The organism is Pseudocitrobacter corydidari (genome assembly GCF_021172065.1).
Classification (GTDB): domain Bacteria; phylum Pseudomonadota; class Gammaproteobacteria; order Enterobacterales; family Enterobacteriaceae; genus Pseudocitrobacter; species Pseudocitrobacter corydidari.
Genome location: NZ_CP087880.1, coordinates 2,432,509 through 2,446,820 on the forward strand (window position 1 = coordinate 2,432,509; position 14,312 = coordinate 2,446,820).

Genomic DNA, 14,312 nt, shown 5'->3' on the forward strand with positions numbered 1-14,312 from the left:
CCGATGGCGTGAAGCTGTCGGGCCTTCTGCTGATGAATTACAATACGGAACCGTCATGTCTGTCGTTTCTCCCAACAGAACAAAAAGCACGCTGATTGCGTTATCTCAGGGGCTTCTCACCCTGTGTCTGACGCTCTTCGGTTTACTGCTGATCACTTTCGCGCTGTCGGCCCTTTCGCCGGTGGATCGGGTTTTGCAAATCGTCGGCGATCACGCCAGCCAGTCAACGTACGATCAAATGCGCCACCAGCTTGGGCTCGATCAACCTTTAGTGATCCAGTTCTGGCACTACCTGGTGAATCTGGCGCATGGCGACCTTGGCATCGCCAGTTCAACCGGACAACCGGTATTACAGGATTTGCTCTCGGTTTTCCCCGCCACGCTTGAGCTGGCCACACTGGCGCTGATTGTCGGCGCCCTACTCGGCGTCGTCGCGGGCGTGCTTTGTGCCCGCTATGCCGGTTCACCGTGGGACCTGGCGGTTCGCACCTTCACCCTGCTGGGGAATTCTGTACCCATTTTTTGGCTCGGCCTGCTGATGCTGGCGCTGTTTTATGCGCGGCTACAGTGGAGCGTCGGGCCAGGACGGCTGGACGATATTTATCAATATACCGTTGAGCCTCGTACCGGATTCGCGCTCATTGACACTGCTCTTTCCGGCGATGCAGGCGCGTTTAAAAATGCGCTAAGCCACCTGGTATTGCCTGTCTTGCTGCTGGCCTATTACGCACTGGCGAGCATTACGCGTTTAACGCGCTCCGCCTGTCTTAGCGAAATGAACAAAGAGTACATTTTGCTGGCGCGCGCGAAAGGTGCGGGTGAGATGACCATTCTACTGCGCCACGTTTTGCCCAATATTCGCGGAACATTGCTGACCGTTATCGCCCTCGCCTGGACCAGCATGCTGGAAGGTGCCGTGTTAACCGAGACGGTTTTCTCCTGGCCAGGCATTGGTCGCTATCTCACCACTGCACTTTTCGCGGGCGACGCGACGGCGATTATGGGCGGTACGCTGCTGATTGGCGTCTGCTTTGTGTTAATTAACAATCTTACGGACCTGCTGGTGCGCCTGACTGACCCGAGGATTCGCTAATGCCGCTGACTCGTTTTTTGCGCCGTCTGCGCCGTTCACCTGCCGCTTTTGCCGGGCTGATTATTATCGTTTTACTGCTGCTAACGGCGCTATTTGCCCCGTGGCTGGCACCTTTCGATCCAAACTGGCAGGATGCCGCAGCACGCTTACAGGCGCCGTCCGCGCAGCACTGGCTGGGTACAGACAGTTACGGGCGCGATCTCCTTTCGCGTCTGATTTACGGTAGCCGCCCTGCGCTGGGTCTGGTGGCGCTGGTTACCGCCATTACGCTTCCGCTTGGGTTGTTGGTGGGCATTCTTTCCGGCTATTACGGCGGATGGCTGGAGCGAATTCTGATGCGCATTACGGACATCGTTATGTCAATGCCGAGGCTGATTCTGGCGTTTGCGTTCGTCGCTATGCTGGGGCCGGGGCTGGTGAATGGCGCACTGGCGCTGGCGCTCACTACCTGGCCGGCTTACGCGCGTCAGGCACGAACGGAAATACAGCGTCTGCGCCACAGCGATTATCTCGCTGCCGCTGAAATGATGGGCATTCGCGGCGGACGCTTGCTGTTTGGCCATATCCTGCCACTGTGTCTTCCTTCCGCGATTGTGCGTCTGGCCCTTGATTTAGCCGGGATAATTTTAGCCGCCGCGGGGTTAGGTTTCCTCGGGCTGGGCGCTCGACCGCCCATGTCGGAATGGGGTGCCATGATTGCCGACGGCATGCAGGTTATTTTCGACCAGTGGTGGGTTGCCGCCGCGCCCGGTGCCATTATTTTACTGGCAAGCCTGGCGTTTAATCTGCTGGGTGATGGATTACGCGATATTCTGGAGCCGCAACATGATTGAACAACGCCTGAATGTTCAGGGATTAACCATCGACTACCCCGGTGCCCGCGTGTTGAATAACGTCAGTTTTTCCGTTGGCAATGAACGCCTTGCACTGGTGGGCGAGTCGGGTTCCGGTAAATCGATGACCGCCCGCGCGCTGATGGGGCTGGTGCGCCAGCCGGGGCGCGTTCAGGCGGATACGTTACAGGTGCTCGGGCATAATCTGCTGGATCTCAACGCGCGCGGTTGGCGACATCTGCGCGGTAATGACATTGCGATGGTGCTTCAGGATCCGCGCTACGCGCTGAATCCGGTAAAAACAATTTATGCTCAAGTTGAAGAAGCGCTAACCCTGCATCAATCACTCAGCCGACGTCTGCGGCGTGAGAAAATCCATGAGGCCATCCGCGCGGTGGGGCTGGATGACAGCGTACTCAACCGTTATCCCGGAGAGCTATCCGGCGGAATGGGCCAGCGCGTCATGAGTGCGATTGCTTTAATTAATGACCCAAAGGTCCTGATTGCCGATGAACCCACCTCTGCGCTGGATGCGCGCCTGCGTAATCAAATCCTCGAGCTTCTGGTGGAACAGTGTGAACAGCGGCAAATGGCGATGTTGCTGATTAGCCACGATCTGCCGCTGGTGGCTGAGCATTGCCAGCGTGTGCTGGTGATGTATCAGGGCGAAAAAATAGATGAGCTGGCAGCCAGCGAGCTTCCGCACGCGACACATCCCTATACACGCACACTCTGGACCTGTCGTCCGAATGCGCAGACCTATGGCCAGATGTTACCCACGCTGGATCGCCGCGCTTTGCTGAAGGAACAGACCCATGTCGATCGTTGATATTCACGATGTTCAGGTGCAGTTTGGCGCAAAAACCGCCGTTAGCGCCGCCACCTTCAGCGTCGAGGCCGGTGAAACCTTCAGCCTGATTGGCGAGTCGGGCTGCGGGAAATCCACTCTTCTGCGCGTCATTGCCGGGTTGCAACGCGAATGGCACGGTCGCGTCTCGTTATTCGAAACAAGCATCGCGCCAGGGCAACGTTTTCAGGGGACATTGCGGCGTAATGTCCAAATGGTTTTTCAGGACCCTTACGCCTCGTTGCATCCCAACCACACCATCTATCGCACGCTTGCCGAACCGTTGAAAATCCACGGAGAAACGCAACCAGACGCGCAGGTCAGCACCGCGCTGATGCAGGTGGGTTTACCCGCCGATGCCGCTACGCGCTATCCGCATCAGCTTTCTGGTGGCCAGCGCCAGCGAGTCGCCATCGCCCGCGCCCTGCTACTTCGTCCACAGCTTCTCCTGCTGGATGAACCCACTTCGGCGCTGGATATGTCGATTCAGGCGGAGATCCTCAATCTGCTGAATCGCCTGAAAAAAGCGCATGGGTTAACCTATTTACTGGTGAGCCACGATGCCGATGTAATAGCGCATATGTCCGATCGCGCGGCGTTTATGGCAGATGGTGTGATTCAGCGATTTTACGATCGCCCGGCCCTGCAAAACGGCGAACACAGAATGTAAAGGTCAGCCAGGCGCAAGATTTTTCGCCACCTATACTAAAGGCATCAGTTACCACCGTGAGACGACTATGCCTTTACCTGACTTTCATGTTTCTGCGCCTTTTACGCTCGGCATTGAGCTCGAGCTTCAGGTCATTAACCCGCCAGGTTACGATCTTTGCCAGGACTCATCCGCCCTGATAGCCGCCGCCAGCCGCGGTGTGACGCAGGGGGAAATCAAGCATGACATCACCAACAGTATGCTGGAGGTGGCGACAGGTGTGTGTGACGATATCCACCAGGCCGCCACCCAGCTTGCCGCCATCCAGCGCGCTGTGCTGCGCGCGGCGTCAGAGCAGCATGTCAAAATTTGCGGCGGCGGCACGCATCCTTTCCAGCGCTGGCAAAGTCAGGAAGTGGGCGATAACCCGCGTTACCAGCACACGCTGGAAGCTTACGGTTACCTGGCCCGCCAGGCGACGGTGTTCGGTCAACACGTGCATGTCGGCTGTACTAACGGCGACGATGCGCTGTATCTGCTGCATGGCCTTTCGCGGTACGTTCCGCATCTGATTGCGCTTAGCGCCGCGTCGCCCTATCTGCAAGGTGCCGACAGCAGCTTCGCCTGCGCGCGGCTCAACATTTTCTCGGCTTTTCCCGATAACGGCCCCATGCCCTGGGCAGCAAACTGGCAGGAGTTTACCCGACTGTTTCGCCAGCTCAGCTACACCAGCATGGTCGACAGCATTAAAGACTTACACTGGGATATTCGCCCCAGCCCCCATTTTGGCACGGTGGAGGTGCGCGTCATGGATACGCCGCTCACCCTCGGCCACGCGGTCAACATGGCCGGGCTTATTCAGGCGCTGGCGCACTGGTTGCTTGAAAAACGGCCACATAAACCCGGCCCGCAGGATTACCTGCTGTATAAATTCAATCGCTTCCAGGCCTGCCGTTATGGTCTACAGGGTGTGGTGACAGATGTTGCCAGCGGCGAACAACACACCATCGCCCATGAACTGGAGACGCTGCTGGAACAGTTGCAACCGTATGCCGATCAACACCGTGGCGGCAGCGCGCTTGAAGAACTGGCGTTGATGGTGAAACACGGAAAAAGTGAAGCCCAACGCATGCGCGAGTTTATCGCCGGTGGCGGCTCGCTGATAACCCTGGTACAACAGCACTGCGACACCTGGGCGGCGTAAGCACAGAAAGCCTTTGCATGAGCGGGATTACGCGCTATTTTGCCCTCCCGCTCATCGCACAAGGAACGAAGATATGATGCGTCTTTGGCTGTTGCCCGCCCTGCTGCTTCCGTTAGCCTCTGTCACCCATGCCGCCTGCACGCTAACCGACCCGTCGCTTCAGGTGCAAAGCTATGAGGTTGATCGCCAACAGGAAAATATCACCCTGCGCTGGAAGAAACCGGACGGCAAAGCCTGGGGCTCGCTCTATTCGCTGCTGGCAGATATCAACGGTAACGGGCAGGTGCTGATGGCGATGAACGGCGGCATTTATGGCAAAGATTATGCGCCGCTGGGGCTCTATATCGAAAAGGGAAAAAAGCTCGCGCCGGTTAACCGCGCATCCGGCGGCGGCAACTTTTTTATTCGCCCGGGCGGCGTGTTTTATCTCAAGGATCAGAAAGCGGGGATTGTGACGCTCGATGCGCTGAAAAGCACCAAAGGCATGGATTACGCGGTGCAGTCCGGCCCGATGCTGATTGAAAACGGCACGATAAACTGGCGTCTTAAACCGTCGGCCAGTTCGCGAAAATTACGTAATGCCGTGGGGATTAACCGTCAGGGTCGCGTGGTGTTTATGCTGAGCGCCAAAGAAACCAATTTTTATGATTTCGCCTGCTACGCGCAGTCAAAGCTGGATATCAAGCAGATGCTGTATCTCGATGGCACGATTTCGAAGATGTATCAGAAGGGAAGTTCGGTACCGTGGCAGTATCATCCGTTTGTCACGATGATTACGGTGGAGAGGAAAACGTCGTCCTGAGCATTGCCGGATGGCGGCTACGCCTTATCCGGCCTACAAGTGAGTAGGCCCGGTAAGCGAAGCGCCACCGGGCATTTTTCAATTAAGCAGCCTTGCGGAATCTGCGCGTCAGGCGCTTCTCAATCTCGACGATGAAGAACATCACCGCACCCATCGCCAGCGTCACGAACCAGTAGCGAGCAGGCAGCGCTTCGGTGCCGAACATCATCTGCATCACCGGCAGATAGATAATCGCCAGCTGCAGCAGCAACAGAACGCCCGTCACCATCCAGATACCTTTGTTCTTCAGCAGGCCACGGTTGATAGAGAAACCGTCGGTGTTACGGCAGTTAATCATGTACATCCACTGCGCGGTCACCAGCATCTGCAACAGCACGGTGCGGACAAACTCTGCACTGTGGCCGCGCGGCGCCAGCCAGGCCTCAAGAATGAAGGCGCTGATGGCAATCATCGAGCCGACAAACGCCACACGCCAGACCGCAAACGCGTCCATGACGTGCTGGCCGGTTTTACGCGGCGGGCGATTCATCACGTTACGCTCGGCGGCTTCGAAGGCCAGGCCGAAGGACAGCGTCGCGGAGGTCGCCATGTTCATCCACAAAATCAGCACCGGCGTCAGCGGGATCATATTCCCTGCCAGCAGGGCAATCACCACCAGCAGACCCTGCGCCAGGTTGGTTGGCATGATAAAGAGGATCGTCTTCTTCAGGTTGTCGTACACCCGACGCCCCTCTTTAACCGAACTGGCGATGGTCGCGAAGTTATCGTCGGTCAACACCATGTCCGCCGCCTCTTTGGTGACTTCGGTGCCTTTAATCCCCATCGCAATGCCGACATCAGCCTGACGCAGTGCTGGCGCGTCGTTCACGCCGTCACCGGTCATCCCAACCACTTCGCCGTTTTTCTGCAACGCCTTAACCAGACGCAGTTTGTGCTCCGGGCTGGTACGGGCAAAGATGTCATACTCCACCGCCGCTTTTGCCAGCTCGTCGTCATCCATGTGCTCCAGCTGGTAGCCGGTCATCGCTTCGGTGCTGTTGTGAATGCCCAGCATCTGGCCAATACTCATCGCCGTTTGCGGGTGATCGCCGGTGATCATTTTCACGCGGATCCCCGCCGTCTGGCAGGTGTGGATCGCATCCACCGCTTCCGGGCGCGGCGGGTCCATCATCCCGGCGATACCGAGGAAGATAAGGCCCTGCTGGAGGTCGCTGTGGTCCAGCGTGGTCGCGCCGATGTCAGCGGGTTTAATGGCCGCTGCCACCATACGCAGGCCCTGACGAGCAAAGCGCTCCATCTCGGACTCCCAGTATGCGCGGTCGAACGTCGCCAGGCCACGTGCGGTCTGCTGCTGCTCACACAGTGCAAACAGTACGTCTGGCGCGCCGGTGACCATCACCCACTCTTCCGCATCCAGCTTGTAGTGCGTTGCCATGTACTTGTACTGCGAGTCAAACGGGATCTTTGCCACCAACTGCGTGGTTACCGGCTCCAGCGACGCTTTCGTTGCCAGTACCTTCAGCGCGCCTTCGGTCGGCCCGCCGGTAATGCCCCAGTGGCCCAGCTCATTGCGTACCAGCTGGCTGTCGTTACAGAGATCAATCGTGCGCAGATATTTTTCCAGCACCGTGTAAGGCTGTACTTTTACCGGCTCGTTGCTGCCCTCAAGATAGAGATTTCCGACCGGCTCGTAGCTGTCGCCATCCACGCGGTAGCAGCTATCGGCGGTGATCACCGCTTTTACGGTCATCTCATTCATGGTCAGAGTGCCGGTTTTATCAGAGCACACCACGGTCATCGCGCCCAGCGTCTCAACGGTTGGCAGCTTACGAATAATCGCCCGCTTGCGCGCCATCGCCTGTACGCCCAACGAGAGGATAATCGAGATGATCGCCGGTAAACCCTCGGGTACCGCCGCGACGGCAAGGCTAATCAGCGACAGCAGCAATTCGCCCATCGGCATATCGCGCAGCAGGACGCTGAACACGAACAGTACCGCCATCATCGCCAGAATAATGACGAAAATAGCTTTACCGAGTTTGTCCATCTGCACCAGTAGCGGCGTACGGTTAGTTTCGACATCAGCCATCATCTGGTTGATGCGGCCAAGCTCGGTCGCCTGCCCGGTCGCCACAACCACGCCTACGCCACCACCCGCGCTCACGGTGGTGCCCGAGAACAGCATATTGGTGCGATCGCCCAGCGGCAGGTCGCCGGTCAGCGCGTCGGTGTGCTTATCGACAACCGTCGACTCACCGGTAAGAATCGCCTCTTCCACGCGCAGGTTATGCGCTTCAATCAGGCGCATATCCGCCGGAATACGGTCGCCCGCACGCAGCACCACGACATCGCCCGGCACCAGATCGGTGGTCGGGATGGTGGCGTGTTTGCCCTCGCGGATCACCTGTGCGTCGCTGGAGAGCATATTGCGAATGCTTTGCAGCGATTTCTCCGCGTTGCTCTCCTGGATATAACCAATCAGCGCGTTGATGACCGTCACGCCGAGAATCACGGCGGTATCGACCCAGTGACCCATCACCGCCGTCATCACGGCAGCGGCCAGCAGGATGTAGATCAGGACGTCGTTGAAGTGCGCGAGGAAGCGCAGCCACGCGGGCTTACCTTTCTTCTGCGGCAGCGCATTCGGGCCGAGCTTGTGCAAGCGCTCTGCGGCCTCGGCCTGGCTCAGGCCTTCCGGCTGGGTCTGCTTTTGCTCAAGGATCTGGGCAATGGTTTGCTGATAAGCCTGCCGGTGGGTGTTCCCCCCCGTTGGCGGCACGTTCTGCGGATTCATCATTTTAGACACGATAAATTTCCTTCTAAATTCCTGTATACGGAAGGCCTGAAATCATTTCTGGCCAAGGCTAAGACGATTTAATAATTATTAATCCTTGCGGATGAAAAAATTGATCTCACGCAACATTCGCTATCCAATAAAATTCAAAGATGATGCCAGTTGATTTAATAATATTAATATTACAGAATGTTCTTAAACTCAAACTAAACGGAGATAAATTATGTTCGGAATCTACCGCGGACGCCGCCTGGCGCTGTACATCGCCGCTGCAATCATCGTTGCAACGCTGATCGGCTACAGCACCTATACATTTGTAAAATTACTGGGTTAAACATGACGATTATTTACGTAAATTAGCGTTCATTTAAACCCAAGAATATTTATTTAATTCATCTACGAATTAATACGTAGTGGTTGTTTTTTATATTTTAAAATATGTTTGCCAAGAGTTATTGCGTTATGCCGCCTATTGCCGGAAAATATGGTTTTTAACTTAAGATTAACATCGCATGAAACACCCGCTCGAAACCCTGATTTCTGCCGCCGGTATTTTGCTTATGGCACTCCTCTCTTGCCTGCTGCTACCGGCGCCCTCTCTCGGCTTAACGCTGGCGCAAAAACTGGTCGACACCTTCCATTTGATGGATCTCGACCAGTTCTATACCCTGCTGTTTTGCCTGTGGTTCTTAGTGCTTGGCGCTGTAGAGTACTTTGTTCTGCGTTACGTCTGGCGTCGCTGGTTTGCCGTGCGCTAAGCCGGTTAAATCACGCAACCCCAGCACCAGCGCTTCACTCCATCCGGCGTAATCGTGGCCGCTGGATGATGCATGAAAACTGACCGGATACCCTTTCTCTCGCAGTACCTTCTCAAAAGCCAGCGTGTGGCGATAGTTGCCGCCGCCGGGCCCGCTGCTCTCAAACTGCCCGGCCTGTAACCAGAAGCGTAATGGGTAGCGCGGCGACTGCGCATATTGCCGGGCGAGCCAGTTCACCGGTTCGCCTTTCGGCGTCCACCAGTAAGAGCCCGAGAGGCTCAGCACATTGCCAAACAGACGCGGATAGCGCAGCGCAACCCATGAGGAGGCCAGCCCACCGTAGCTCGACCCGGCCAGAATCGTTTTCTGCCGCGCAAGCGTAATGCCCTGGCGTTGCAGGAACGGCACCAGTTCATGCGCCATAAAATCCGCAAAATGGGGATTAGGCGGCAGCTCTTTTCCGCGTCTTGCGTGGTCCAGGCTATCAATGAAAACAATATTAATCGGCGGCAGCAGATGACGGGCTATCAGGCCATCCAGCACGTTAGCGGTGCGATACTCATCCTGCCAGTTTTGCCCATCAAACATAAACAGCGTCCAGCGTGCGGGCTGCGCGACGCGGGGGCGATAGATTTTGATTTCGCGGCTGTTGCCAAGATGATGGCTACTCAACGAATGGCGCGTCAGGCTGCCATAGCGGATCGGCTGCGCCATGCGTTGTGCGGAGAAATAACGGGAAGCTGGCAGCGCCAGTAGAGAAAAGCGGTTCCAGCGATCGAGGTTTACTGGGCTCAGCGTCAGCGGATTGAGCGGATCCGCCTGCGCGCTGACCTGAATGGCGCGCTGTTGCTCGCGTAAACTCCCCGCGACTTTCGGTACATCCGGGGCGAGCTTGTACTGCATCAGCGTATCGGCAGGCACGATGTAACTGCGAAACCAGACGTCCGACTGCCCTAAGCGAAACAGCGCATCATGATCGCCGCCGGGCGAGCCCAACAGATAAACATTGCTACGCGCGCCGCGCCACAGAAAGGTTACCCGCTTATGCTGCGCGTCGACTGGCTCCACCATCGGCGTACCTTCCTGTTGGCGAGCCCGCCAGAACGCGTCAGTATTCCCGCCAGCGGCAAGTTCACGTGAGAGTTTTTGTAGCTGCGGGCTAGCGGGTGATTGCTGTTCTTCCACCGCCAGCGCGTGAGTTTCATTGATTTGCCACTGGAAATGCCAGGCCGAGCCGGCTTCGCCGTGTAATACCAGCGAAGAGGCCTGTTTAACAGGCAGAGAAAACAGCAACATATGCTGCCCATCAGCCGGGCCACCGGAAACCAGCGTGCGGATAGCCCGATTCTGCTCATCCAGCAATCGGGCATCGGTCACGCCCGATAAGCGCGCCGAGACATAATTCTCCCCCAGCGTCGGCAGAGTAAAACAAACCTCGCCGCTGGCATCAAACTTGCCCTTCTGCTCGCCCCGGTTGGGAGAGGTTTCACACTCCATCGCCGAGGCAGGCAGCGCCGTCAGCCCAATCAGTAATCCACTCCACGCCAGTTTCATCGAACACACATTCCCGTTGAAATTTGTTAACAACGCTAATGCAAATGGGAATTGTTTTCAATAGGTGAGGTGAGACCAGGTAAGGGTTGTGTCCCCTCACCCCGGCCCTCTCCCGCAGGGAGAGGGAGAAAACCGCACATGCCTCACCACCAGCACAATCGGTTCCCTCTCCCTGCGGGAGTGTACGGTCCGGGGACATGGTTAACACTTGTTCGGGGACATGGTAGACACTTACAACTAAGGCATAAGAACCCGTTTATGGAGTCGCTTATGCCCTGGGATGCGAGAGATACCATGTCATTACGTTCCGAGTTTGTTCTGTTCGCCTCACAAGACGGGGCGAACATCCGTTCCCTCTGCCGTCACTACGGCATTTCTCCCGCCACCGGTTACAAGTGGCTTCGTCGCTGGGCTGAGGAAGGCGCATCCGGTCTTCTGGACCGTCCCCGCGTACCTCATCACTCTCCCAACCGTTCTCCGGATGATATCACTGACCTGCTGCGCATCGCCCATGCCCGTCATGAGCGCTGGGGTGCCCGCAAGATAAAGCGCTGGCTCGAAGACCAGGGACACCGTATGCCCGCCTTCAGCACCGTCCATAACCTGATGGCCCGTCATGGTCTGCTACCGGGCACGGCTCCGGGCATTCCGGCCACAGGGCGCTTCGAACATGACGCGCCGAACCGACTCTGGCAGATGGATTTTAAGGGCCACTTCCCCTTCGGTGGGGGCCGCTGCCATCCGCTCACCCTGCTGGACGACCACTCTCGTTTCTCCCTGTGTCTGGCACCCTGCACCGATGAACGCCGTGAGACCGTGCAGCAGCAGCTGGTCAGCGTGTTTGAACGCTACGGGCTGCCAGACCGGATGACGATGGACAACGGCTCACCGTGGGGCGACACCACTGGCACCTGGACGGCACTGGAGCTGTGGCTGATGCGCCAGGGTATCCGGGTGGGCCATTCCCGGCCATACCATCCGCAGACACAGGGCAAGCTGGAACGTTTTCACCGCAGCCTGAAGGCGGAAGTACTGCAGGGTAAGTGGTTCACAGACAGCGGTGAGCTGCAGCGTGCTTTCGACCACTGGCGTACGGTGTATAACCTTGAACGGCCCCATGAAGCCCTGGGTATGGCCGTTCCGGCCTCGCGGTATCAGCCGTCTGCAAGGCAGTACAGCGACAGCATTACGCCACCGGAATATGATGAAGGGGTGATGGTGAGGAAGGTCGATATCAGCGGGAAGCTGAGCATAAAAGGTATCAGTCTGAAGGCAGGCAATGCGTTCAGGGGAGAGCGGGTCGGGCTGAAGGAGACGCAGGAGGATGGCTGCTATGAAGTGTGGTGGTACAGTACAAAAGTGGGGGAGATCGACCTGAAGAAAAGGTCGATCTCCATGGGTAAAGGATGTTAAAAAGTGTTCACCATGTCCCCGAACACCTGTCTACCATGTCCCCGGACCGTACAGGGAGAGGGTTAGGGTGAGGGGGAAAAAGGCCGCACCCCGACCCTAATGCATCTGGCTACAATAATTCTCCCGACGATACGCGCCCGGTGACTGGTTAAACGTGCGGGTGAAAACGCGGGTAAATGTCTGCTGCGAATCGAAGCCATATTTCAGACAAATATCATACACGCGCTGATTGGTCGTCCGCAGTTCCTGCGCTGCCAGGCTGAGTTTGCGCTGGCGTATATAGCGCCCCAGACTCTCGCCTTTGTACTGCAAAAAGAGTCGTTGCAGGTGCCATTTTGAGTAGCCCGCGTGACGTGCGATATCGTCAATGCGAAGCGGTTGGTGCAGGTTGTCATCGATCCACTCAACGATAGTGTCGATAACCTGAGCGGAAATAGTCATGCTTCCCTCTCCTTCTTTTTTTTATTACTGCTGGTGATTATTCCCACCAGGCCCGGAATTGTTGTGTACGGTTGGCAAGTTCTACCTGCTCGCCCTGCATCGGCGTCAGCAGGCGATAAGCCTTGCCTTTACTGGCTTGCGCAAGCCGCTTGTACGGGTCATCCCACGTGTGCTTCGCCAGCACAAAGCGCCCGGAATGGCCCGGCAGCACGGCAGCGGCGTGCAGGTCAACGGCGGCCTGGGCTGTCTCCTCAGGATGCATATGGATGTAGCGCCAGTCCTGGTCATACTGACCATTTTCCAGAATCGCGACATCGACAAAACCAAACTGCTGACCAATGGCTTTGAAGTGCGGCCCGTAGCCAGAATCACCGCTGTAGTAAATTTTTCGCTGCGGCGTGACGAACATAAAGCTGGCCCAAAGGGTCTGGTTGCGCTTAATACCGCGCCCGGAGAAATGCCGTGCGGGCAGCACGTGCACGCTGAGCGACGGGCTGATCTCAACCTGTTCCTGCCAGTCTGCCTCGGTCACCCGCTCCTCATTCATTCCCCAGTAACGCAGATGCGATCCTACGCCCAGCGGGACCACCGCCCTTTTTACCTTTGGGATCAGCGCTTTAATCGTCGCGTAATCCAGATGGTCGTAATGATCGTGCGAGATAATCAACAGGTCGATTTCCGGCATGTTTTTCGCGTGCCATGGATAGTCACCGGCAAACGCTTTATTCAGAAACGAGAACGGTGCGGCGTAGCTGCTGAATACCGGATCGATCAGAATGCGTTTCCCGGCCAGTTGCAGGTACCACGATGAATGGCCCAGCCAAACCGTGACGTCTTCCTGCAACGGAATATTTGCCAGATCGGTGGCGACCATCGGCAGCGGCTGCGCCGGACGCGCGTTCTCGCGTTTGACCGTCAGAAACTCCCACCAGGCCACCAGCATGTTTTTGTCGCTGGTAAACCCCGGCGTCGGCAGCTGATTGTTAAACACACCGTCGCGGTAGTTTGGCGACGCCTCTACCCGGCTTTTTTCTGCCCCCTGCGGAGCCTGGCCGAAACCGGCATTCAGAACAAAAGGCAGACTCGCTGCGGATGCAATAAGCATGATGACAACCACACTGATGATGAAAGGTTTCATTTCCTGACCAGACAGATGCCTCATCCTGAGGCAGCGTGAAAAACTTGATTATGAGTGAGTAGGCACTCATTATAGAGAGAGGGAGAAAAAATCGTCAAGCCGATTTTCGAATTTTGACCTGCCTCGTTGAAGTGAGGCCGGGTTGCGTGTTTCAATCTCTTCTTTTGTTCGCAGTGAGGTAAAGTGTAGTGGCTCGTCCCAAGAGTGAAGATAAAAAGCAGGCGTTACTGGATGCCGCAACGGTGGCTTTTGCCCAATCCGGCATTGCTGCCTCAACGGCGCTGATCGCCCGCAACGCGGGAGTCGCTGAAGGCACCCTGTTCCGCTATTTTGCCACCAAGGACGATCTGCTTAATGCACTTTACCTGCATCTGAAATACGACCTTTGCCAGGCGATGATTGCCGGGCTTAGCGAGTCTGAAGCGCCGAAAGAGGTGATTCACAGTATCTGGAACAGTTACATCGACTGGGGCGTGCGTAATCCGGTCGGCAACCGCGCGATGCGTCGTATGTCGATGAGTGAGAAGATCACCGAAGAGACAAAACACCAGGTGAAAGAGATGTTCCCGGAACTCAACCGCCTGTGCCAGCGTTCGGTGCGCCCGGTTTACCTGTCCGGCGAGTTCGAAACCTTCGGCGATGCGCTGTTCCTTTCGCTGGCGGAAGCCACCATTGAATTTGCCAGCCAGCAGCCCGCGCGTGCAGATAAACTCAAAGCGCTGGGTTTCGAAGCGATGTGGCGCGCACTGGCCGAGGAAAAGCCTTAACGTCATCCGCCAGATAGCG

13 protein-coding genes are annotated in these 14,312 nt (G+C 56.7%); 9 read left to right on the forward strand and 4 right to left on the reverse strand.

Annotation, left to right across the window (positions count from 1 at the left end; genetic code table 11):
* The first annotated feature begins 55 nt into the window (after positions 1-55).
* The 6 genes from G163CM_RS11325 (at position 56) to G163CM_RS11350 (ending at position 5,428) form a co-directional block, all read left to right on the forward strand.
* On the forward strand, positions 56-1,093 hold the full coding sequence (locus G163CM_RS11325) for an ABC transporter permease (protein WP_231828245.1): 1,038 nt from the start codon (positions 56-58) through the stop codon (positions 1,091-1,093).
* Positions 1,093-1,926, forward strand: a complete 834-nt coding sequence (locus tag G163CM_RS11330) for an ABC transporter permease (protein ID WP_231828246.1) — start codon at positions 1,093-1,095, stop codon at positions 1,924-1,926. The genes G163CM_RS11325 and G163CM_RS11330 overlap by 1 nt, the downstream gene beginning before the upstream one ends.
* Positions 1,919-2,755: an ABC transporter ATP-binding protein gene (locus tag G163CM_RS11335; protein WP_231828248.1), complete on the forward strand. Its 837-nt coding sequence runs from the start codon at positions 1,919-1,921 to the stop codon at positions 2,753-2,755. Before G163CM_RS11330 ends, G163CM_RS11335 begins: the two co-directional genes overlap by 8 nt.
* Positions 2,742-3,443 carry an ABC transporter ATP-binding protein gene (locus G163CM_RS11340; protein WP_231828249.1) on the forward strand — a complete coding sequence of 234 codons (702 nt, stop codon included), beginning with the start codon at positions 2,742-2,744 and terminating at the stop codon, positions 3,441-3,443. The genes G163CM_RS11335 and G163CM_RS11340 overlap by 14 nt, the downstream gene beginning before the upstream one ends.
* A 67-nt stretch (positions 3,444-3,510) precedes the next feature.
* Complete coding sequence (locus G163CM_RS11345) at positions 3,511-4,626, forward strand: YbdK family carboxylate-amine ligase (RefSeq protein ID WP_231828251.1); 1,116 nt, start codon at positions 3,511-3,513, stop codon at positions 4,624-4,626.
* A gap of 73 nt (positions 4,627-4,699) precedes the next feature.
* Positions 4,700-5,428: a phosphodiester glycosidase family protein gene (locus G163CM_RS11350; protein WP_015965435.1), complete on the forward strand. Its 729-nt coding sequence runs from the start codon at positions 4,700-4,702 to the stop codon at positions 5,426-5,428.
* 82 nt (positions 5,429-5,510) lie between these two features.
* Here the strand turns inward: G163CM_RS11350 and G163CM_RS11355 are convergent, their stop codons facing one another.
* Positions 5,511-8,234 carry a cation-transporting P-type ATPase gene (locus G163CM_RS11355; RefSeq protein ID WP_231828253.1) on the reverse strand — a complete coding sequence of 908 codons (2,724 nt, stop codon included), beginning with the start codon at positions 8,232-8,234 and terminating at the stop codon, positions 5,511-5,513.
* A gap of 500 nt (positions 8,235-8,734) precedes the next feature.
* Here G163CM_RS11355 and G163CM_RS11360 point away from each other — a divergent pair, with 500 nt between their 5' ends.
* On the forward strand, positions 8,735-8,980 hold the full coding sequence (locus tag G163CM_RS11360; RefSeq protein ID WP_015965438.1) for a DUF1158 domain-containing protein: 246 nt from the start codon (positions 8,735-8,737) through the stop codon (positions 8,978-8,980).
* Here G163CM_RS11360 and G163CM_RS11365 read toward each other — a convergent pair.
* Positions 8,912-10,534: an alpha/beta hydrolase gene (locus G163CM_RS11365; protein WP_231828255.1), complete on the reverse strand. Its 1,623-nt coding sequence runs from the start codon at positions 10,532-10,534 to the stop codon at positions 8,912-8,914. The genes G163CM_RS11360 and G163CM_RS11365 overlap by 69 nt on opposite strands.
* 270 nt (positions 10,535-10,804) lie before the next feature.
* On the opposite strand from G163CM_RS11365, the gene G163CM_RS11370 reads away from it, so the two are divergent.
* Positions 10,805-11,947 carry an IS481 family transposase gene (locus G163CM_RS11370; RefSeq protein WP_420851270.1) on the forward strand — a complete coding sequence of 381 codons (1,143 nt, stop codon included), beginning with the start codon at positions 10,805-10,807 and terminating at the stop codon, positions 11,945-11,947.
* A 96-nt stretch (positions 11,948-12,043) separates the two neighbouring features.
* Here G163CM_RS11370 and G163CM_RS11375 read toward each other — a convergent pair whose 3' ends face one another.
* Both G163CM_RS11375 and G163CM_RS11380 read right to left on the reverse strand, forming a co-directional pair.
* Complete coding sequence (locus tag G163CM_RS11375; RefSeq protein ID WP_015965440.1) at positions 12,044-12,388, reverse strand: RamA family antibiotic efflux transcriptional regulator; 345 nt, start codon at positions 12,386-12,388, stop codon at positions 12,044-12,046.
* A 37-nt stretch (positions 12,389-12,425) separates the two neighbouring features.
* A complete protein-coding gene (locus G163CM_RS11380; protein ID WP_231828367.1) occupies positions 12,426-13,541 on the reverse strand; it encodes an MBL fold metallo-hydrolase in 1,116 nt (371 codons plus the stop codon).
* Positions 13,542-13,714: 173 nt separating this feature from the next.
* On the opposite strand from G163CM_RS11380, the gene G163CM_RS11385 reads away from it, so the two are divergent.
* Complete coding sequence (locus tag G163CM_RS11385; RefSeq protein ID WP_231828257.1) at positions 13,715-14,293, forward strand: TetR/AcrR family transcriptional regulator; 579 nt, start codon at positions 13,715-13,717, stop codon at positions 14,291-14,293.
* The last annotated feature ends 19 nt before the right edge of the window (positions 14,294-14,312 follow it).

Excerpts from the sequence above, each read along its gene's own strand:
- G163CM_RS11330 (WP_231828246.1), top strand. The coding sequence starts at position 1,093 with ATGCCGCTGACTCGTTTTTTGCGCCGTCTGCGCCGTTCACCTGCCGCT.
- G163CM_RS11335 (WP_231828248.1), top strand. The coding sequence starts at position 1,919 with ATGATTGAACAACGCCTGAATGTTCAGGGATTAACCATCGACTACCCC.
- G163CM_RS11340 (WP_231828249.1), top strand. The coding sequence starts at position 2,742 with ATGTCGATCGTTGATATTCACGATGTTCAGGTGCAGTTTGGCGCAAAA.
- G163CM_RS11350 (WP_015965435.1), top strand. The coding sequence starts at position 4,700 with ATGATGCGTCTTTGGCTGTTGCCCGCCCTGCTGCTTCCGTTAGCCTCT.
- G163CM_RS11370 (WP_420851270.1), top strand. The coding sequence starts at position 10,805 with ATGCCCTGGGATGCGAGAGATACCATGTCATTACGTTCCGAGTTTGTT.
- G163CM_RS11345 (WP_231828251.1), top strand. The coding sequence starts at position 3,511 with ATGCCTTTACCTGACTTTCATGTTTCTGCGCCTTTTACGCTCGGCATT.
- G163CM_RS11325 (WP_231828245.1), top strand. The coding sequence starts at position 56 with ATGTCTGTCGTTTCTCCCAACAGAACAAAAAGCACGCTGATTGCGTTA.
- G163CM_RS11365 (WP_231828255.1), bottom strand. The coding sequence starts at position 10,534 with ATGAAACTGGCGTGGAGTGGATTACTGATTGGGCTGACGGCGCTGCCT.
- G163CM_RS11360 (WP_015965438.1), top strand. The coding sequence starts at position 8,735 with ATGAAACACCCGCTCGAAACCCTGATTTCTGCCGCCGGTATTTTGCTT.
- G163CM_RS11375 (WP_015965440.1), bottom strand. The coding sequence starts at position 12,388 with ATGACTATTTCCGCTCAGGTTATCGACACTATCGTTGAGTGGATCGAT.